This window comes from Burkholderia sp. AU15512, from assembly GCF_002223325.1.
Lineage (GTDB): Bacteria > Pseudomonadota > Gammaproteobacteria > Burkholderiales > Burkholderiaceae > Burkholderia.
Genome location: NZ_NKEX01000006.1, coordinates 2,748,386 through 2,769,357, shown reverse-complemented (window position 1 = coordinate 2,769,357; position 20,972 = coordinate 2,748,386). Strand labels below are relative to the sequence as shown.

At 67.9% G+C, this 20,972-nt stretch carries 15 protein-coding genes; 12 read left to right on the top strand and 3 right to left on the bottom strand.

The features are described from left to right. The first annotated feature begins 7 nt into the window (after window positions 1–7). The 5 genes from CFB43_RS31770 (at window position 8) to CFB43_RS31750 (ending at window position 4,888) form a co-directional block, all read left to right on the top strand. Complete coding sequence (locus CFB43_RS31770) at window positions 8–1,039, top strand: phosphotransferase (RefSeq protein ID WP_089498006.1); 1,032 nt, start codon at window positions 8–10, stop codon at window positions 1,037–1,039. Window positions 1,040–1,097: 58 nt separating this feature from the next. Further along, window positions 1,098–1,862, top strand: coding sequence for an SDR family oxidoreductase (locus CFB43_RS31765; RefSeq protein WP_089475586.1), 765 nt, complete (start codon window positions 1,098–1,100; stop codon window positions 1,860–1,862). A 7-nt stretch (window positions 1,863–1,869) separates the two neighbouring features. Next, the gene (locus CFB43_RS31760; protein WP_089443622.1) at window positions 1,870–2,628 is read left to right on the top strand and encodes an SDR family NAD(P)-dependent oxidoreductase; all 759 of its coding nucleotides are present in this window, start codon (window positions 1,870–1,872) and stop codon (window positions 2,626–2,628) included. A 33-nt stretch (window positions 2,629–2,661) separates the two neighbouring features. Further along, a complete protein-coding gene (locus CFB43_RS31755; protein WP_089498005.1) occupies window positions 2,662–3,906 on the top strand; it encodes an acyl-CoA dehydrogenase family protein in 1,245 nt (414 codons plus the stop codon). Window positions 3,907–3,982: 76 nt separating this feature from the next. Further along, on the top strand, window positions 3,983–4,888 hold the full coding sequence (locus CFB43_RS31750) for a LysR family transcriptional regulator (RefSeq protein WP_089498004.1): 906 nt from the start codon (window positions 3,983–3,985) through the stop codon (window positions 4,886–4,888). A gap of 100 nt (window positions 4,889–4,988) precedes the next feature. Here the strand turns inward: CFB43_RS31750 and CFB43_RS31745 are convergent, their stop codons facing one another. Next, window positions 4,989–5,963, bottom strand: coding sequence for a LysR substrate-binding domain-containing protein (locus tag CFB43_RS31745; protein ID WP_089498003.1), 975 nt, complete (start codon window positions 5,961–5,963; stop codon window positions 4,989–4,991). 172 nt (window positions 5,964–6,135) lie between these two features. Here CFB43_RS31745 and CFB43_RS31740 point away from each other — a divergent pair, with 172 nt between their 5' ends. The 7 genes from CFB43_RS31740 (at window position 6,136) to CFB43_RS31710 (ending at window position 18,530) form a co-directional block, all read left to right on the top strand. Beyond that, window positions 6,136–7,248: a CaiB/BaiF CoA transferase family protein gene (locus CFB43_RS31740; protein ID WP_089498002.1), complete on the top strand. Its 1,113-nt coding sequence runs from the start codon at window positions 6,136–6,138 to the stop codon at window positions 7,246–7,248. After that, window positions 7,245–8,591, top strand: coding sequence for an MFS transporter (locus CFB43_RS31735; protein WP_089498001.1), 1,347 nt, complete (start codon window positions 7,245–7,247; stop codon window positions 8,589–8,591). Before CFB43_RS31740 ends, CFB43_RS31735 begins: the two co-directional genes overlap by 4 nt. Beyond that, window positions 8,588–9,934: a PhoPQ-activated protein PqaA family protein gene (locus CFB43_RS31730; RefSeq protein WP_089498000.1), complete on the top strand. Its 1,347-nt coding sequence runs from the start codon at window positions 8,588–8,590 to the stop codon at window positions 9,932–9,934. Before CFB43_RS31735 ends, CFB43_RS31730 begins: the two co-directional genes overlap by 4 nt. Before the next feature lie 161 nt (window positions 9,935–10,095). Then, window positions 10,096–11,154, top strand: coding sequence for a porin (locus tag CFB43_RS31725; RefSeq protein ID WP_089497999.1), 1,059 nt, complete (start codon window positions 10,096–10,098; stop codon window positions 11,152–11,154). A gap of 41 nt (window positions 11,155–11,195) precedes the next feature. Beyond that, window positions 11,196–11,555 carry a BON domain-containing protein gene (locus CFB43_RS31720; RefSeq protein WP_089497998.1) on the top strand — a complete coding sequence of 120 codons (360 nt, stop codon included), beginning with the start codon at window positions 11,196–11,198 and terminating at the stop codon, window positions 11,553–11,555. A 280-nt stretch (window positions 11,556–11,835) separates the two neighbouring features. After that, window positions 11,836–13,032: a hydrolase gene (locus tag CFB43_RS31715; RefSeq protein ID WP_089497997.1), complete on the top strand. Its 1,197-nt coding sequence runs from the start codon at window positions 11,836–11,838 to the stop codon at window positions 13,030–13,032. Then, window positions 13,029–18,530, top strand: a complete 5,502-nt coding sequence (locus CFB43_RS31710; protein WP_089497996.1) for an AAA domain-containing protein — start codon at window positions 13,029–13,031, stop codon at window positions 18,528–18,530. Before CFB43_RS31715 ends, CFB43_RS31710 begins: the two co-directional genes overlap by 4 nt. Here CFB43_RS31710 and CFB43_RS31705 read toward each other — a convergent pair. Together CFB43_RS31705 and CFB43_RS31700 are read right to left on the bottom strand one after the other, a co-directional pair. After that, window positions 18,506–19,543: an AraC family transcriptional regulator gene (locus CFB43_RS31705; protein ID WP_089497995.1), complete on the bottom strand. Its 1,038-nt coding sequence runs from the start codon at window positions 19,541–19,543 to the stop codon at window positions 18,506–18,508. The genes CFB43_RS31710 and CFB43_RS31705 overlap by 25 nt on opposite strands. Window positions 19,544–19,643: 100 nt before the next feature. Continuing rightward, the gene (locus tag CFB43_RS31700; RefSeq protein ID WP_089497994.1) at window positions 19,644–20,840 is read right to left on the bottom strand and encodes a porin; all 1,197 of its coding nucleotides are present in this window, start codon (window positions 20,838–20,840) and stop codon (window positions 19,644–19,646) included. Window positions 20,841–20,972 lie beyond the last annotated feature (132 nt).

Below are 20,972 nucleotides of genomic sequence, written 5' to 3'. Positions count from 1 at the left end.
CGCGACGATGACGAACCCTACCCAGCAACTCGACGTAGCCCGCCTCACGCGCTATCTGGAAGCGCACGTGCCGGGCTTCGAAGGCCCGGTCGACATGGAGAAGTTTGCCGGCGGCCAGTCGAATCCGACTTTCCTGCTGCACGCGAAGAGCGGCCGCTACGTGCTGCGCCGCCAGCCGCCGGGCGAACTGCTGAAGTCCGCCCATGCAGTCGACCGCGAATTCCGCGTGCTCACCGCGTTGTCGGGCACCGCGGTGCCGGTCGCGCGTCCGGTTCACCTCTGCGAAGACCGCGACGTGATCGGCAGCCTGTTCTACGTGATGAGCTACGAGGACGGCCGGATCTTCTGGGACCCCGCGCTGCCGGAACTGCCAAAGGCCGATCGCGCGGCCTGCTACGACGCGTTGCTGCAGACGATGGCCGCGTTGCACGACGTCGATGTCGAGGCAGTGGGCCTTGCCGACTACGGCCGCCCCGGCAACTACTTCGAGCGCCAGATCGGCGTGTGGACGAAGCAGTACCGCGCGGCGGAAACCGAGCGCCTCGACGCGATGGAAACGCTGATCGACTGGCTGCCGAAGGCGTGCCCGGAGGACACGGGCCGGCCGACGCTGGTGCATGGTGACTTCCGGATCGACAACCTGATGTTCGCGCGCGACAGCTACCGCGTGCAGGCCGTGCTCGACTGGGAACTGTCGACGCTCGGCAACCCGCTCGCCGATCTCGCGTATCTCTGCATGTGCCTGCGGCTGCCGTCCGGCGGGCAGGTGCGCGGGCTCGCGGGCCAGGATCGCGCCGAACTCGGCGTGCCGGACGAAGCGGCGATCGTCGCGCGCTATTGCGAACTGCGCGGCATCGAGCCGATCCGCGACTGGCACTTCTACCTCGCGTTCAGTTTCTTCCGGCTCGCGTCGATCGCGCAGGGCGTGAAGGCGCGCGCGCTGCAGGGCAATGCGTCGAGCGAGCAGGCGCTGCGCGTCGGCGCGATGACCGGGCGGCTCGCCGAGCTGGCCGTCGGCGTGATCGACGCGCATCGCTGAAGCGGCCGGTTTCACCGGGCAGCGGCAGGACACCACATCAATGGAGGAGCACAGCAACATGGCAACGAATCTGTTCGACCTGACGGGCAAGATCGCCCTGGTGACGGGCGCGAGCCGCGGCATCGGCGAGGAAATCGCGAAACTGCTCGCGGAGCAGGGCGCGCACGTGATCGTGTCGAGCCGCAAGCTCGCCGACTGCCAGACCGTGGCCGACGAGATCGTCGCGGCAGGCGGCCGCGCCGAGGCGCTGGCCTGCCACGTCGGGCGGCTCGAGGATATCGCCGCGACGTTCGAGCACATCCGCGGCAAGCACGGCCGTCTCGACATCCTCGTGAACAACGCGGCCGCGAACCCGTATTTCGGGCACATCCTCGATACCGACCTCGCCGCGTACGAGAAGACGGTCGACGTGAACATCCGCGGCTACTTCTTCATGTCGGTCGAGGCCGGCAAGCTGATGAAGACGCACGGCGGCGGCGCGATCGTCAACACGGCGTCGGTGAACGCGCTGCAGCCGGGCGACCGGCAGGGCATCTACTCGATCACGAAGGCCGCGGTCGTCAACATGACGAAGGCGTTCGCGAAGGAATGCGGGCCGCTCGGCATCCGCGTGAACGCGTTGCTGCCGGGTCTCACGAAGACGAAGTTCGCGGGCGCGCTGTTCGCCGACAAGGACATCTACGAGACGTGGATGGGGAAGATCCCGCTGCGCCGCCATGCGGAGCCGCGCGAAATGGCCGGCACGGTGCTGTATCTCGTGTCGGACGCGGCGAGCTACACGAACGGCGAATGCATCGTCGTCGACGGCGGCCTGACGATCTGAGCGCGCGATGAAGATCGACAGCTATGCCGGGCAAGCCGTGATGATCACCGGCGCCGCGAGCGGCTTCGGCGCGTTGCTCGCGAGCGAACTGGCCGCGATGGGCGCGCGCGTCGCGCTCGGCGACCTGAACGCCGACGCGCTCGAACGCGTGGCCGCGCCGCTGCGCGCGGCCGGCGCCGACGTGATCGCGCAACGCTGCGACGTGCGCGTCGAGGCGGAGGTCGCATCGTTGGTGCAGGCGGCGGCCGAGCGTTTCGGCCGGCTCGACGTCGGCATCAACAACGCGGGCATCGCACCACCGATGAAGGCGCTGATCGACACCGACGAAGCCGATCTCGACCTGAGCTTCGCGGTGAACGCGAAGGGCGTGTTCTTCGGGATGAAACACCAGATCCGCCAGATGCTCGCGCAGCGCGCCGGCGTGATCCTGAACGTCGCGTCGATGGCCGGGCTCGGCGGCGCGCCGAAGCTGGCGGCCTATGCGGCGTCCAAGCATGCGGTGGTCGGGCTCACGAAGACGGCGGCGATCGAATACGCGCGCCACGGCATTCGCGTGAATGCGGTGTGCCCGTTCTACAGCACGACGCCGATGGTCACCGACAGCGATCTCGGCGACCGCCAGGACTTCCTCGCGCAGGGCTCGCCGATGAAGCGGCTCGGCCGGCCCGAGGAAATCGTCGCGACGATGCTGACGCTGTGCGCGAAGGAAAACACTTATCTGACCGGGCAGGCCGTCGCCGTCGACGGCGGTGTCTCGGCCTTCTGACCGAACCGGACGAACGGAATCGAGGAGTCGATCATGGATTTTGGCTACACCCCGAAAGTGGAAGAACTGCGCAGCCGCGTGCGCGCGTTCATGGACGCGCACATCGTGCCGCGCATTCGCCAGTGGAACGAGGAAGTGCATGCGGGCCAGTATCCCGTGTCGTTCATGGAGGAACTGAAGGCGCGCGCGAAGGCGGAAGGGCTGTGGAACCTGTTCCTGCCGCACCTGAAGGACGACGAGCCCGGCATGGGCCTGACGAACCTCGAATACGCGCCGCTCGCCGAGATCATGGGGCGGGTGGCCTGGGCGTCGGAAGTGTTCAACTGCAGCGCGCCGGACACCGGCAACATGGAACTGCTGCACATGTTCGCGACGCCCGAGCAGCGCGAGCAGTGGCTGAAGCCGCTCTTGCGCGGCGAGATCCGCTCGGCGTTCGCGATGACGGAGCCCGACGTGGCGTCGTCGGATGCGACGAACATCACGACGCGCATCGAGCGCGTGGGCGACGAGTACGTGATCAACGGCCGCAAGTGGTTCATCACGAACGCCGCGCATCCGAACTGCAAGATCCTCATCGTGATGGGCAAGACCGATCCCGAGGCCGCGTCGCACCAGCAGCAGAGCATGATCCTCGTGCCGCGCGACACGCCGGGCGTGACGATCGTGCGCAACATCACGGTGGTCAATCACTACGCGCCGGAAGGGCACTGCGAGATCACGTTCGACAACGTGCGCGTGCCGGCGCGCAACCTGCTCGGCGAGGAAGGCAGCGGCTTCGCGCTCGCGCAGGCCCGCCTCGGGCCGGGCCGCATCCACCACTGCATGCGCTCGATCGGCGCGGCCGAGCTTGCGCTGGAGCTGATGGTCGACCGCGCGCAATCGCGCGTCGCGTTCGGCAAGCCGTTGAACAAGCACGGCACGGTCGGCGAATGGATCGCACGCTCGCGCATCGAGATCGAGCAGGCGCGTTTGCTCGTGCTGAAGGCCGCGTGGATGATCGACAAGGTCGGTGCGAAGGCCGCCCGCAAGGAAATCTCGATGATCAAGGCGCTGGTGCCGACCGTCTATACGGACGTGTGCGACCGCGCGATGCAGGTGTTCGGCGCGGCGGGGTTGAGCCCCGATACGCCGCTCGCCGACCACTGGACCTGGGGCCGCGCGCTGCGCTTCGCCGACGGCCCGGACGAGGTGCACCTGCAGGCGATCGCGCGGATGGAAATCAAGGACGGCGAGCCGGGTTCGACGGCCGCGTACCTGACGCCGCCGCTGCGCGGCTGAGCATCGCGCCACGATGCGCAGGGCCGTGGACGAACGAGAGGCGCACGCCGTAAGATGCCGGCAAGGAGATCCGGCGATGCGCCTTTCGAAGATTGACCTGAACCTGTTCGTCGTATTCGACGCGATCTACACCAAGCGCAACCTGACGCGCGCGGCCGAGGTGCTGAACATCACGCAGCCGGCCGTCAGCAACGCGCTGGCGCGGCTGCGCAAGACCCTGAACGATCCGCTGTTCGTCAGCACGCCGGCCGGGATGATGCCCACGCCGCTGGCCGAGAACATCGTCGGCCGCGTGCGCGAGGCGATGCAGCTGCTCGATTCGAGCGCGCACGAAGGCGACGTGTTCGATCCGGCGTCGTCGACGCGCGTGTTCCGGATGAGCATGAGCGACCTGACCGAGGCGCTGCTGCTGCCCGCGCTCGGCGAACTGCTGCAGACGCATGCGCCCGGCATGCACGTGCGCAGCTATACGATGGACCGCCGCGAAGTCGCGACCGCGCTCGCGAACGGCTCCGTCGACCTCGCGATCGACGCGCCGCTGATCGGCGATCCGCACCTGCACCAGGCGCTGCTCGTGCGCGACCGCTATGCGTGCATGATCCGCGACGATCATCCATTCAAGGGCGACACGCTCACCATGGACGACTACCTTGCGATGGGGCACATCCACGTGTCGAGCCGCCGCAAGGGCAGCGGGCACGTCGACGCGGAGCTGACGCGGCTCGGGCTGCGCCGCACGATCCAGATGCGCGTGCAGCACTACATGGTCGCGCCGCTGATCGCGATGCGCGGCGATCTCGCGCTGACGGCGCCGCTGCGCCTGCTGCAGCGCTATCCGGCGCGGATTCTCGAACTGCCGTTCGAGATGCCGGGCCTCGAATACTTCTGCTACTGGCATCGCAGCGCCGATCAGGACCAGGGCAGCCGGTGGCTGCGTGAGCAACTGGTGATGCTGATGGGCGGGATCGGCGACGCGCAGTGATGCGTGTGCGGTAGCCCTTGGCAACTTCGGCGTGAGCCGACTGCACATCGAGTGGCCTTCTCGACGACGCGGATGCAAGCCGCCCCGCGATAACCGCGCATCAACGACGCGCTTGCGCGGCCGCTTCGACCGCGTCGCGAAATCGCTGCAGCGCGGGCAGGCCGGCCATCGTCGCGAGATGGATCAGCGCGATCTCCCCCACCGGCATGACGGGAAAACCGACGACCTTGCGGATCACGCCCATGCGCGCGTAGTGCAGCACGGCAGATTGGGGCGCGACGGTCAATGCGCCGAGCGCGTCGGCCATCTGCAGGTTCGTGTGAAACGACATCGATTCGACGAGTGGGCGCGGCGGCATCAGGCCGTGATCGACGAACAGCGCGTCGAAGGCGCGGCGCGTGTCGGTGCCGGCATGCGGGATGATCCAGGCTTCGCGCTGCAACTGCTCCGTCGAGATGCGTCGCGCATCGGCGAACGGATGCGCGAGCGGGCACGCGATCGCCAGCGGTTCTTCGTACACGGGCAGGATCGTCACATCGAGTCCGTCGAGCTTCGATAACGCTTCCGCGTCGGGGCGACTGATGATGCAGTCGATCCGCCCGGCGGACAGCGCGTCCAGCAGCCCCGAGACGTTCGATTCCATGACCGTGAGCCGGGGCGCCGGAACGTCCCGTGTCAGGTGCCGCATGATCTGCGGCAACAGCGCGACGCTGACCACGGGCAGCATGCCGATGCGCAGCAGCGGCCGGCCTTCGTCGTTGCCGTCGCCGGCCAGCGCGACGTCGAATTGCGCGAGTGCGATCCGCAGGCGCTGCAGGACGGCTTCGCCGTCGGCGGTCAGCCGTCCGCCGCGCGCGCCGCGCGTCACGAGCATCGTGCCGAACACCGCTTCCATCTCCTGCAGCATTTTCGTGATCGCCGGCTGGGACAGGTGCAGCGTGCGGGCCGCCGCGGCGAGCGAGCCGCCGTCCGCGACCAGCTCAAGCATGCGCAAGTGCCGCAGCCGCAGGAAATTGCCTGCATTGCGTCGTCCGGAAATCAGGTCGGGATTCATGTTTTCGGAAGGCTGGTTCATGAATCTTCAATTTTCATGAAAGCGCAACCTGCCCACAATAGCGACTCGACCTAATGGAGAGAGACATGCGCAAGGGGTTGGGGCAAGCAGGGGACCGGCAACGGCAGCCGGCCGGGTCGCCGAGCCGTCGGGCGGCAGCGAAAGGGGCGAAAGGGGCGACGGGAGCGCGGACATGACGGCATTCAAACCGCTCACCGGGATTCGCGTGCTGGATTTCACGCACGTCATCGCGGGCCCGCTGGCGACGTTCCATCTGGCACAACTCGGCGCCGAGGTCGTCAAGGTCGAGAACCGCAACGGCGGCGACGTGATGCGCCGCGGCAATGGCCGGATGGGCTTCGTTGCGCTGAACGCCGGCAAGCGCTCCATCGAACTGGACCTGAGCGACGCAGGCGACCGCGACCAGGCGCTCGAACTCGCACGCGAAGCCGACGTGCTGGTCGACAGCCTGCGACCGGGCGTGCTCGATCGCTTCGGTCTGGGCGATGGCCCGCTGCGCGCGCTGAATCCCGGGCTCGTGTATTGCGCGATCAGCGGCTGGGGCAACGCCGGCGCGTGGCGGAACCGGCCCGCCTACGACCACGTCGTCCAGGCGGCGACGGGCATGACGTTGATGGCCGGCCGCGAAGGCGAGCCGCCGGTCAAGACGGGCTTTCCGGTGGTCGATGCCGGCACGGGGCTCGTTGCCGCGATGGCGATCCTGGCCGCACTGCGCGAGCGGGATACAACCGGTCTCGGGCGCTATCTCGACGTGTCGATGACCGGCGCCGCGTTGCAGTTGATGTATCCGTTCGCCTGCCAGGCGCTCACGGGCCGCGTGGCGCCGCCACGGGTCGGCAACCAGGGCTACTCGGGCAGTCCGGCGGCGGATCTGTTCGCCACCCGGGACGGCTGGGTCGCGCTCGGCGCCAACACGCCCCGGCAACTGGCTGCCGCGCTCGGCATACTCGGGCGCGCCGACATCGCACGCGATCCCCGCTATTTCGATCCGCCGCTCGATGCCGGCGGGCCGGCCGCGTTCCTGCGCGCCAGCGACCCGGCGGCGTTGCGCACCGCACTGGCCACCGCGATCCGGGAATGGCGCGCGGCCGATCTCGAGGAAGCGTGCGCCGGCGTCGGCGTTGCCTGCGCGAAGGTGCGCACGATCGTCGAGTTCGTCGACGACGCGATGAACCACGACGCGCTCGAATCCGTCATGTTGTCCGACGGCGACTGCAGCGTGCTGTCGCCGGGCCTGGGCTACCGCGTGCACGCGTCGCGTCCTGACGGAGGGGCATCGGCATGAGCACCGGAACGGAATGCTCGACGGACGGCGGCGGCATGGCCGCGCGCAGTGAGGCGGACCGGGTGTACGCGCGCATCACGAGGCGTCTCGTGCCGCTGTTGTTCCTGTGTTACCTGGCCGCGTTCGTCAATCGCAACAATATCGGCCTCGCGAAGCTGCAGATGCAGGGGGCGCTCGGATTCACCGACGCGGTATACGGCGTCGCGGCTTCGGCGTTCTTCGTCGGCATCCTGATGTTCGAGCTGCCGAGCAACCTGATGCTGCGGCGGGTCGGCGTGCGTCGCACCCTGCTGCGGATCATGGTGCTGTGGGGCGTGGTCGCGGCCGCGACGATGTTCGTCAGGACGCCTGCCCAGTTCTACACGCTGCGCTTCCTGCTCGGCGCGTTCGAGGCGGGATTCTTCCCCGGCGTCGTGGTGTATCTCACGTTCTGGTTTCCAGCCGAGCGCCGCGCGAAGGTCATTGCGCTGTTCATGACGGCCGCCGCCGCGGCCGGGCTCGTGACCGGGCCGGTATCGGGCTGGGTATTGAACTCGATGGGTGGCGTGGCGGGCCTCGGCGGCTGGCAATGGCTGATGCTGCTGGAGGGCGTGCCGAGCGTCGTGCTCGGCGTGATCGCGTACCGGGTGCTGCCCGAAGGCCCCGAACAGGCCCGCTGGCTGTCGCCTGCCGAGCGCCGCATCGTGCAGCAGGCGCTCGGCGCGCCCGAGGGCCGGCATGCCGCCCGTCATCCGTTGCGCGCCGCGCTGCGGGAGCCGTGCGTCTATCTGCTGGGCTTCACGACGTTCTCGCTCGGGTGCGCGACCAACCTGCTGATTTTCTGGCTGCCGTCCATCATCGAGGCGACCGGCGTCACGAACCTGCAGCACGTCGGCCTGGTTGTCGTGATCCCGAACCTGACCGGCACGATCGCGATGGTCTGGTACGGCCGTCGTTCGGACCGGCGCCGCGAGCGTCACGTGCATTTCATCGTCGCGGTCGGCGCGGGCATTGCCGGACTGTGCACGATGGCCGTCTCGCACGGTGCGCTGCCCGGCGTCATGGCCGGCGCCATCGTCGCGACCTGCGGCATCGCGTCCGCCTACCCGGTGCTCTGGGCGATCGCGACGCGCCTGTTGCCGCGCGACGCCGCGGCCGCCGGCGTCGCGCTGATCTCGAGCATGGGCGCGGCATCCGGCGCGAGTTCCGCGTTGTTCGGCGCGATTCGCGTGCGGGCAGGCAGCCTCGACCCGGCGCTCTATCTCGTCGCGCTCGCGCTCGTTGCCGTGGTGCTGCTGTTCGCCTGCGTCATCCGTCCCAAGGCCGTCGAAGCGGCACTCATCAATCAGGAACTACGCTCATGAATCAGACCTTCACGGACCCGAAGCCGGTGCTGGGGCCGGCCCCCTTCTTCGACCAAGCCGAATTGCTCGACGAGTCGACGCTGCAGCCCGAGATCGTCTCGGATGACGTGCGCGAGAGCCGGCATCGTGCCGGGCGCCGGGTTCGCGTCATCGAGCTGACCTTCACCAGCCAGCAATGGCATGGGCTCGTCTGGCGGCATCCCGCCCGCATCTACGTGCCCGACGGTTACGACGGCGACGGCGCGGCCGGCATCATCGGCACGGAACGCCAGGCCTTCGAGCCCGGGGAATGGGCGCGGCGCGTCATTCCCGGCTCGACGCTCGATACCGAGGGCGAATACGCGGAAGGCACCGCGCTCGACTTCGGGATGCCGGTCATGATCTTCGCGAACCCGGCCGATTGCCCGTTCGGACTCGATGAATCGGATTTCACCGGCTATGCGCTGAAGAAGATGCTGGAGACCGGTGACCTGACCTGGAACGGGTACTACCCGATCGCCAAGGCGTATCTGCGCGCCATCACGCTGCTGCATTCGCTCGCGGGTATCGGGACGAAGCGGGCCGTCCTGCTCGGCCATTCGAAACGCGGGGTCGGCGTGGCCATTGCGTCGGGCGCGGACCCGGACCGGGTGGCGGGCGTGATGGTGTGCGGCTACCACGGCGGAAACAACCTGTATCACCTTGCGACCAAGTTCGCCGAGTTCGGGCCGCACGTCGCCGGGCCGTCGGAGTCACGTGCCGGGCCTGGCTTCCAGGGGGCGGAGACGATGCTGCGTGCACTCAACAATCCGGTCGGCTTTCAGATGCTGATGCATTTCGATCCGTATCTGTGGCGTGACCGGATCAAGGCTGCGTACCTCGTCGCGCTCGGCACGAACGACGAGTTCTTCGCGCTCGGCGCGCCCAACAGCATGATGACCGACATGGCGGGCGACAAGGCCTATCTCGCCATCGACAACGTGCGTCATTCGTGGGTCTCCACGAAGCATCTGGCGGCGTGGCGGATGTGGCTCGCCCGCACCTTCGCCGGCCGTCGCGTTCCCGGCACGCCGGTGGTCCGGCATGAGATTGCCGGTGACAGGCTGGACGTGGCCGCGCGCGTCGAGCCGGAGCAGGTGTCGGGTGTCAGGCTGTTCCACGCGTTTCACCCCGTCTCGCAGGACTGGCGCAGCGCCACGTGGCAATCGACGCCGATGGCGGCGCACGACGGCGAGTGGCACGCCGCGCTGAACCTGCGGGCGGGCTACAACCTCGCGTGGTATGTCGAGGTCGAGCACGACGGCGCGGGCGGGCCGGGATACGTCAGCTCGCTCGTGCAGAACGTCGGGCAGCTCGCCGAGTAATCCAGGAAGACGGGGATCGGCGAACGCGAACGCGCGGAACGCCGATCCCGGCAGTAACCGGTAGCAACCCGCGGTGGCTGTCGGTGAATCATTTCGGTATGCGAATGATGAAGTGAGGCGGTGACGAACGCATAAAGCCAGGCACTGGCAGGAGGAGACGGATGAGGACATTCGCATGGGTGGCATTGCTCGGCGCATTGCCGGGCATCGGCATGGCGCAGTCGAGCGTGACCCTCTACGGGCAGATCGGCGGCGGGATTCGATGGACCAACGGCATGCAAGGCGGGAGCGCCGTGGGGTACAACAACAACCTGATCGCGGGCAACGATTTCGGCATCCGGGGAAGGGAGGACCTGGGCGGCGGGTTCAAGGCGCTGTTCGTGCTCGATGGCTCGTTCAGCAGCGGCACCGGCGCACTGAAGACGTCCGGCACGCTGTTTTCGCAGGCGGCGTACGTGGGCGTGACGGGCGGCTTCGGGCGCCTGACGTTCGGGCGCCAGTTCAACGCGGCGACCGACTTCGGGATCGTCGTGGATCCGGCGGGCGGGCGCGGCCAGTCGCTTGCCATCGAGCCCGGCGTGCTGTGGAGCGGCAATCCGTTCACGCTCGATTCCCGCTTCAACAACACGGTCAAGTACATCGGCGAACTGGGCGGCCTGCGCGTCGCGGCGAGCTATTCGCCCGGCGGCGTCGCCGGCAATACGCGTGCGGGAACCAATTTTTCCGCTGCGGCGATGTACCAGTACCAGACGGTGCTCGGCGGCGCGTCCTACGCGAAGACCTACAGCGCCGACGCGACGCAGTACGCGCAGACCTGGATGGCGGGCGGGACCTGGCAGATCGGTGCCGGCCGGCTCTATGCGAGCTACTCGGCGCTCGACGTGTCGAGCGCGAACGCGAACCGGCCGCATCGCCGCGACAAGATTCCCGCGCTGGGTGTCGTGTATCAGGCCACGCCGTTCCTGCAGTTCACGGCCGGCATGTACGACGACATCGGCAGCAATCTCGGCAATCGGCGCGATGCGGACGGGCACAAGCTTACGACGTATGCGGTCGTCGAATACTTCCTGTCGAAGCGCACCGAGATCTATGCGGAGTTCGATCGAAACGGCTTCTCCGGTGCGTACCGCACCGATCCGACCAATATCGCGGCCATCGGCTTGCGGTCGGGCGGCAGCGGGATGACGGGGGCATCGATTGGCCTGATGACGAAGTTCTGAGCGTCGGTCGCCGTCATTTTTCGTATGTGAAGGGAGACTCAATGAAAGCATTGCAACGTGGATGGGGCGCGATCGTCGTGGCACTCGGCATCGTGGCCGTCGCCGGTGCCGCGCGAGCGGCATCGGATCCGGCATCGACAACCGTTGCCAGCGGGGTATCGGCGGACAAGGCGAGCCGAGCCGGCGACCGGCGCCTGGCGCGTCGTGTCAGCGCCGCACTCGCTCGCACGCGCGGGCTGAATGCGACGCGCATCGTGGTGCGTGTCCGGAGCGGCGTCGTGACGCTGCGCGGTGGCGTGAGCGACGGCCAGCAGGCCGCGATGGCCGTGGAGGCGGCCCGGCAAGTCGACGGGGTGACGCAGGTGACGAACCAGCTTCGCCTGGGTGAGCAGATGCCGTGATCGGTGCGGGCCGCTCCGATGCAGAACGATCGGACGTGGCCCCCGCATCCGGCAGGTACGCCGGCCGAGGCGTGCGTGTGCCGCTACCGGGATGGCGTACCGCCGAGTGTCCGCGCCAACACCTTCGCCACGTTCAGCCTCGCATTGCGCGTGGCGATCGTCATCGAATCGATTCGACGCGCGTCCGGTTTCGCGCGTGCGGGTGCGACGGCTCTTCATCGACAGTTGCGGCGACGCATTCCATCGGTAGAATCAGCACTTCCCGAACGGAGTGCCTCGCATGGACTCTCACGCCCCGAATCGAGGCGCACTGGCGCCTCTCGCCTACCACGAAGCCGTGGCGGACTATTTGTACCGGCACGAGCCGGACGTCTGGCGCTGGACCGGCGAGCGCACGACCCATGCAGAACAGCTCGAATCGCTGCGAGCGTCGTTGCTGCGTGAAACCTACCGGATCGATGCGGACGCCCACGGCGATGTCCATGCCGCGCTGGCGCTGGCGATGGAGCGACTGGGGATCGTCGGTGTGCCGGCCACGCTCTACCAATCGCCGGGTACCCAGATGAATGCGTCGCTCGTTTTCGTACCGGGCGAGATTCACATCCTGTTGCAGGGGGCCGTGCTCGAGCGCCTGTCGTCTCTCGAGCTGCTGGCGATCCTCGGGCACGAGCTCGCGCACTATCTGCTGTGGTCGCTCGACGGTGGGAGGTTCCTGACGGCAGACCGGATCCTCAACGACGCGGTGGCCGCACCCGGCGGAGCCGACAGTCACCGCGAGACGTTCCGGCGTTACGCGTTGCACACCGAACTCTTCGCCGATCGCGGGGGCGCAATGGCGGCCGGCGCGGTCGCACCGGCCGTTTCGACACTCGTGAAGGTGCAGACGGGCATCAGTACGGTCGATGCCGCCGCATATTTGCGCCAGGCCGCCGAAGTCGAATCGAACGAATCCGGCGCCAGTGCCGCGTTGAGCCATCCCGAGACCTTCATCCGTGCACGTGCGCTTGCCTTGTGGTGGGACGGCGAGGCCAGCCTCGACGACTGGATCGACGCGCGTCTGCACGGTCCGCTTTCGCTGGAGCGGCTCGATTTGCCAGGCCAGGCGCGTCTGCAGGCACTGACGCGCGGGTTCGTTGCGCACTATCTCGACGGCGCGTCGCTGGCGAGCGATGCCGTGCTGGCCCAGGTTCGCATGCTGTTTTCGGATTGGCGTGACGACGAACCCGTTGCCGGCCCGGACGCGTTCGAGGCGGTGGGCGCCGACGACAGCGTGCGCGGCTACCTGAATGCGCTGATGATGGATCTTGCGCTGGCGGATCCCGATCAGCGGGACGTTGCGTTGCTGCGTGCCGGGCAGGTTGCCCGGGCGCTCGGCAGCCTGGATGCATTGCAACTCAACCTTCGGCGCGACGCGGGCCTCGGCAAGCGCGAACTCGAACGCTACAAGCGGCAACTGGCCGAGGAGAAGGACGCATGACCGACAGGATCGCCGACGGTGCGCCGCGCACGCTGCGCACGCTGATTGCCGCGCAGGCCGGCGCGGCCTTGCCGACCGATGATGTGCTCGTCCTGGTGCTGCCGCTGTTCGGGCAGGTTGCCGAACTGCATGCGCGGGATAAGGTGGCGGCGCTCGATGCCGACAGCATCGTGATCGACGAAGCGGGTCGGCTGGCGCTGCGACGCCCCGAAGGCGACATGCCGCAGATGGATGTCGGCGCCGTGCATCGCGTGCAGCCGCATCCGGCATCGGGCCTGAACATCGTCGGCGCGCTGCGGCTGGACTCCACGCCCGACGGCCAGCACAGCCAGACCGATCTCGCGCTGCAGCTCGATGCGGCGGCGCCGATCGAGCGTCCGGTCTTTTTGCCCGGCTACGCGAGCTGGGAACGATCGATCGGTCATCACGACGAGATCACCGACGTGTTCGCGCTGGGGATGGTACTGGCAAGCCTCGCATGCGGGCTGAACTTCGAAACCGGGAGCGACCTGCAAGCGTTCGTTGCGCATCGGCGCAATCTGTTCGTGCTGCACGAGCGGCTGCATCCGATCGTTGCGGCGGTGATCGTCGAGATGACGGAGGTGAACCGCCATGACCGTGCGACTGACGTGGCGGCCCTGGCGATGCGGCTGCGCACCTGGCGCGAGCAGCCGCTCGGCCTGGACGTCGAGCGTGCGCTGGCGGGGGCGACGGGCGCGGCATCGCGCCGTGGCGCCGTGCTGACGCACCTGCGTGACCGGCTGTTCGATCTGTCGCGTCGCAACCGGCTGCTGCATTTCCGTCCGACCGCGGCGACCGTCAACCTGACCGTTGCCAGCGTGCCGCTGATGCTGCAGATCGAAAGCGTGCGTCCGGAGCACATCTGCACGTGGGGTGGGCCGTTCGCGGCCGACCTCGTGGCCGGCAAGGCCGTGCCGTTGCAGCAATGGCTGCGGTTCGACGATCAGCCCTACCTGCCGGCGTCGCTCGACCGGCTGATCGCCGATACGCGCCGCGAACGTGCCGAGTTCGGCTTCAGCAACCTGCGTCTCGTGGTCGCGTTCCTGCGCTGGCACAACCTGAAGGAGACTCCCGACGAGCGCATCGTGTCGCCGCTGCTCTGGTTGCCGGTCGAACTGGTCAAGCGCAAGGGCGTGCGCGATCAGTACGTGATCCAGTGCACCGGCGGTGACGCCGAATTCAATCCGGTGTTGCGGCACCACCTGAGCCAGCTCTACGACATCCGGCTGCCCGAAACGGTCGATCTGGGCAAGATCACGCTGGCCGAGATTCATGCGGACATCCTGGCGCAGATCCGGCGTTCCGAGCCGTCGGTCGAGCTTCGGCTCGTCGACAGGGCGTCGATTCGCATGGTGCGCCAGAAGGCGCTGCAGCGCATGCAGCAATACCGGCGACGCAAGCCCGCCGCGCGGGCCGGCGATGCGCGCAGCAGCCGGCTGCCGTCGTTCAGCTACGCGCAGGACGACTACCGCCCGCTCGGCCGTGCGCTGTTCGAGGAATGGGTGCGGCCGAGCGAACTGCCGCAGCGTTTCGAGGCCGGCGCCGCGCCGGGCGCCAGCCTGCGTCGACCGCAGATGGCCGACGCGGCGGGCGAGGCCGTCGACGAGCGGCAGGGTTACGTGCTGCAGGAGTCGGAGGGGCATCGCTACGCGTGGGATCTCGACCTGACGCAGGTAACGCTGGCCAACTTCAACTACAGGAAGATGTCGCTGGTACGCGACTACGCGCAACTGCTCGAGGAGACCAGCGCGAATCCGGCGTTCGACCGCGTGTTCTCGATCGAGCCGCGCGAGGTGGAAACGTCCGCTGCCACCCCGCTGCCGGCAGGCGAGCAGTGGAACGTGGTGGCGTCCGATGCAACCCAGAATGCGTCGGTGAGCCTGGCCCGCGGCCAGCGCAGCTTCATCATTCAAGGCCCGCCCGGCACCGGCAAGTCGCAGACCATCACCAACCTCATCGCGGATTACGCGGGGCGCGGCAAGCGTGTGCTGTTCGTATGTGAAAAGCGCGCGGCGCTGGACGTGGTGTTCCACCGGCTCAAGCAGAGCGGGCTGGACGCGCTGTGTTGCCTGATCCATGACTCGCAGACCGACAAGAAGGCGTTCATCGCCGATCTGAAGACCTGCTACGAGCGCTGGATCGCCCAATCGCACGACAGCGAAGCGCTGCACGCACGGCGCGCGACACTGATCGATGCGCTCGACGTGCAGCAGCAACGCATCGATGCGTTTGAAGCCGTGATGGCGGAGACGCCCGACGCGTTGGGCGCCAGCGTACGTACCTTGCTGCGCCGGCTGGCTGCGCTGCCGGTTGCGCTGCCGGTTGCGCCGGACGTGGGGTTCGCGTTGCGGGAGCGCCTGCCGGCGCTTGCGGTCTGGGATCAGCACGGAGAGCTCACCCAGCGTGTACATCGTGCGATGCGCGAGCGGTTCGGCGCGAACAGTCTGGCTTCGCAACCCTTCGCGCGGCTGTCGGCGGCGCTGCTGGCCGACGAACGCGCATTCGGACGGGCCGAGCAGCTGTGCCGGGACGCCGAGGCGCTGTTCGACCTGCTCGATCCGGTGCTCGACCACGCGGTGGCGTCGATCGGGCATGACACGGCACTGCCGCGTGCATGCGCGATCGCCGCCGACAGCCAGTGGCTGATCGATACGGGTCTCGCCGCGCATCTCGACGTGCTCGAGCCGGCCTCGTCCGCGCAGGCGGCATTGCGGGAAGTTCGCGACGCGCTGTCCGCGCACGCGGCAGCGCTGACTGCCGCGCGCGCCGCCACGGTGCACTGGCGAGACAAGCTGTCGCCGGGCGATACCGCGTCCGCGCTGGCGCTCGCGCGCCGGTTCGAGACGTCGGCGATGCGTTGGCTGCAGCCGGCATGGTGGCGGTTGCGCGGCGAGCTCCGGCGTCGCTACGATTTCGGGCAGCATGCGGTGCATCCCGGTTACGTCAAGGTACTGGAGCAGCTTGCCGCCGAGCAGGCGGCGGCGGCCGCGCTCGACGTAGCCGATGTCGAATGCCGCAAGCGCTACGGCGTGAGCGAGATGGGTGCGTTCCTGCACGCGCTGGCCGAACTGGAAACCCGCCTGGATTCGGACGGCGATCTGCGCGACCGGATCGCGCATCTGCGTCAGGCCGTCGATCCGCTTGCCGCGGCGCGTCTCGATGCCGGTGCACGCGAGGCGCTCGACAAGCTGGCGCGCCGCGTCCGCGAAAACCTGGTCATGGACGACGACGTGTCGTTGGCCGACATTGCCGAAGCGCTACGCGACCTTCGGGAGGGGCTGGACGACCTGCCTGACTTGCTGCCGCTGCTGCGCGCCGTGCATGCGGCCGCTCCCGCGTATGCGGCGACGCTTCAGTCCATCGATCTCGCGCCCGGGGAGATGGAGGCACTGATTGCCGACGAGGCGTTGCGCAGGCTGGAGCGCGAGAATCCGGTGCTCGCGCGATTCGGCGGCGCGGCGCTGGCCCAGGCTGCGCGCGCTGCCGCCCGGATCCAGCACGAACTGCTGGCCGTGAACGCCCAGGTGGTGAGCGCGACGTTGCATCGGCAGTTTGCCGAGCACGTGCGCCAGTCTTCGCTGTCGGCCACGCAACTCGATGCCGACGGCAAGACCTTCAAGAAGCGCTACGCGACCGGCCGGCGCGAGCTCGAACACGAATTCGGCAAGAGCATGCGACACCGCTCGATCCGCGATCTCGCCGACGACGAAACGGGCATGGTCGTCAATGATCTGAAACCGGTCTGGCTGATGAGTCCGCTATCCGTATCGGATACGTTGCCGCTGTCGCCCGATCTGTTCGACGTGGTGATCTTCGACGAGGCCAGCCAGATTCCCACCGAGGAATCCGTGCCCGCGCTCAGCCGTGCCCGGCAGGTCGTGGTGGTCGGCGACGAGATGCAGTTGCCGCCCACGAGCTTTTTCACGGCTGCGGGCACGGAGGGCGAGGACGAGATCGTGATCGAGGAGGAAGGCGAGCGCATCGCCATCAATCTCGACTCCGACAGCCTGTTGAATCAGGCGGCGCGCAATCTGCCCGCGACGCTTCTGGCGTGGCACTACCGCAGCCGGCACGAAGCGTTGATCAGTTTTTCCAATGCGGCGTTCTACGACGGTCGTCTCGTGACGATCCCCGATCGAATGCTCGAGCGAGCCGACGATGACGTGAAGCCGGTGCGATCGAGCCAGGACGACGCCGGCATAGCGGGTACCGATGCGCTGCTCGCGCGGCCGATCAGTTTCCACCGGCTCGACGACGGCGTGTACGTCGAGCGCAGCAACGCACCCGAAGCACGTTACATTGCGTCGGTCGTGCGGGAGATGCTGCGCCGGGAGACGGGCCTGAGCCTCGGGATCGTCGCGTTTTCCGAGGCACAGCAGCGCGCGATCGAAACCGCGCTGGAGGCGCTGGCGGCCGAGGACGCCGATTTCGCCGCGCGACTGGAGCGCGAATACGTGCGCGAGGACGACGACCAGTTCAACGGCCTGTTCGTCAAGAACCTGGAAAACGTCCAGGGCGACGAGCGCGATGTGATCATCCTCAGTATCTGCTACGCGCCGGGTCCCGACGGCAAGATGCTGATGAATTTCGGGCCGATCAACCAGCGCGGCGGCGAGAAGCGGCTCAATGTCATCTTCAGCCGCGCAAGGCACCGGATGGCCGTCGTCTCGACCATCCAGGCCGACGCGATTACCAACGTGCACAACGACGGCGCGGCCGCCCTGCGCGCGTTTCTGCAATTTGCGCAGGCCAGCGCCACAGGCCAGTTCGACCGTGCGCAGGCCGTGCTCGGTGCGCTGAATCAAGGTGCGCGCGATGCCTTCGCGCGACGGACGTCGTCCGACGCCATTCGTGACGCACTGGCCGAAGCGTTGCGCGCGCGCGGCCATCGGGTCGACGTCGATGTCGGCCGTTCGCAATTCCGCTGCGACCTGGCGATCGTCGGTGCGTCGAAGCAGGACTATGCGCTGGCCATCCTGCTCGACAACCCGGCCAATGCCGTGGCCGATACGGCGGAACGCTACGTATTCCGGCCCGGCATTCTGCGCGGCTTCGGCTGGCGCGTGCTCGACATCCCCGGGAAAGACTGGCTGGATGACTCGGCCGCGGTGCTGGCACGCATCGAGGCGATGCTCGCGGATGGCGAAGATCGTGCGCTCGACCAGGAAATCGAATTGCCGATGTCATCCGTTCAGACGTCGGCACATGGCTCGACGGCTGCGGAGCAGGCGACCGTGGCGGAGGCCGGCGTGACGACGGAATGGGTGCGATCGCTGCGGTTCGAGCAAGGCACCTCCAGCAAGTTCTGGCGCGCCAGCGTGCGAGGCACCGAGCTGAACGTGACCTACGGCCGTATCGGGACGAACGGGCAAGCCAACCTGAAGCAATTCGCAACTGTCGAACGGGCGCGACGCGAGATGGACAAGCTGGTGGCGGAGAAGCTGCGCAAGGGCTATGTCGAAGATCCGGCCGCGTGACGGCCGATGCCCTCTCTCGGCCCATGCCCCGTCCACCGCTTGAACGCGCGCCGGAAGTTGTGCGCGTCGCTGAACCCGACTTCGTGCGCGACGTCCTCGATCGACAGCCGCGGGTTGCTCAGCAGCGTGAACGCGCGCTTGCGGCGGATCGTGTCGATCACCGTCTGATACGACACGCCCTGGTCCGCGAGCCGCCGCCGGAGGGTGCGCTCGCTCATGCACAGCTGCGCGGCGATCTCGGCAAGCGACGGCGCGTGCCGCAGGTCGCGCCGCATGATCCGTTCGATCGATTCGAGAAATTCGGTGCCTTCGGGTTCGGGCGGCAGCGCGTCCTGCAGGAATTCGAGTGCCTGACGATGCGCGAGCGGATCGTGGGTCGCGATCGGGCGGTTGCCGAGTGCGGCGTCGCATGAGAACAGGTTCTGCTCCTGCTCGAACCGTACCGGGCACGGGAACACACGCGCGTATTGTTCCGCATAGGCCGGCGGCGGGTAGCTGAGGTCGACGCCCTTCGGCTGGAACGCGGGGCCGACGAGCGAGCGCCCGATCTTCATGAAGCTGCCGAACGCCTCCTCGACGAGGAACGCCTCGATATCGGGTTCGAGGAAGACGTTGGTTGCGCGGATCGACAGCGTGCGTGCATCCGACGTCACGTCGAAGCGCAACAGCGGCCCCGTGTGGCGCTGCAGTTCCATCCCGACCGCGATCGCGTCCTTCAGCGTCGGGCTCGTCAGCATCGCGTAGCCGACCAGGCCGATCGACGCGATCGTCTCGCTCGTGCCGAGTTCGAGGCCGAGCGCCCGCCCCGGCGCCATCTCGAGCGCGCGGCGGATCATCGTGCTCGCCTGGCGCAAGGAAATCCTGCATGACGGATTCGACAGGTCCGCGACGTCGAAGCCGAGCCCGAGGCACAGCCGCGTGGGGTCGATGCCCAGTTCCTTGCTTGTCTCCGCGAGGCACCGCAACAGATGGACCGGCAGATTCGCCGTCGTATAACGGTCGGGTTCGTCCATGGATGCTCCGTATTTTTTTCCATGGATTGTACTCGTCCCGCCCGGCCGGAAACCCGGTGCCGCCCCGGCCGCGATGGCCCACATTCCGCGCGGCCCCGCGTCAGAAGTAGTGGCGCAGGCCGACCGTCGCGCCGAGCTGCGTGGTGCTCGTGCTCGGCGACTGTCCGTTGATGCCGACCAGCTGCGCGCCGACCAGGCCGCCGCGATAGATCGCGTAGTCGACTTCCGCATAGAGCATGCTGCGCTTCGACAGGCTGTAGCCGGCGATCACCTGGAACTGGCGCGCGCGGCCGTCGAAGTCCGGCGTGTAGCCCGACTGCGTGGTCCACCACGCGTTGACGGCGGCCGTGAACGCTGGCGTGAACCGGTAGGTCAGCCCCGCGAGCGCCATCTTGCGGCGCCGGAACCCGCCGGGCGTCGACGGATCGACCACCTGCGCCGGCGAGATGATGCCGAGCGCGGCGAGATCGGTCGGGCTGAACGGGCCGTTCCCGAACGACGTGAAGTCGTTGTCGCGCGCGTTCTCGATATAGCCGGCGTTGACGGTCGCGTTGCCGAGCGTCACCGAGCCGCCGCCGCCGTAGATGTCGAATTTCGCGTGCGTGACGTCGTCCCAGCTGCGCATGAACGACGCGCCGACCGTGAACGGCCCCTTGTCCGGCGCATACGCGATCGCCGCACCGGCCTGGCCGCCCAGCACGCCGCCGCCCGCATGGCCGCCCGGCGCGTACTGCGCGAGCAGGTACAGGCTGCCGAGCTGCGCGCCGTACTGGATCATGTTGCTGGTGCGCGAGCCCGCGAGCATCGTCTGCTCGGGCTTGAACAGGTTGAAGTACGGATCCTGCGGGCCGGCCCACAGGTTCGAGCCGTAGGTCAGCGACACCATCTCGAACGGCACGTTGTACTGGCGGCCGAGCGCGAGCTGGCCGAGTGACGTCGACGTCAGCCCCACGTACGCGACTTCGAAGAAGTTCGGCGCGCCGGCCGGCACGATCGCGCCGCTGTTCGGGCCGAAGTGGCTTTCCACGTTGAACTGCGCGGACAGCCCGCCGCCGAGATCCTCCTGCCCCTTGAGGCCCCAGTAGCTCTCCGTCAGGCCGCCGCCGTCCGCCATCGAGATCTTGCGGCCCGTCGACACCGGCGCGCCGTCGGCGCCGTAGGACACGCCGTGAGTTTCGTAGCGGATGCCCGCATCGATCACGCCGTACAGCGTCACGTTGCTTTGCGCATGCGCGCCGGTAACGGCCAGGATCCACATCGCGCAGCACGCGGCGCGAACGCTATCGTGACGATTCATTGTTCTGGACTCCGCATCGAAAAGGGGTGGCGGCTCGACCCGCCGGAAACGAATGGTGAAAGCCAAATTTGCACGGGCCGCGGCCGCGGCGGCCATTCGCGCGGTGCGTCGCGGCCACGCCATGGCGCACTG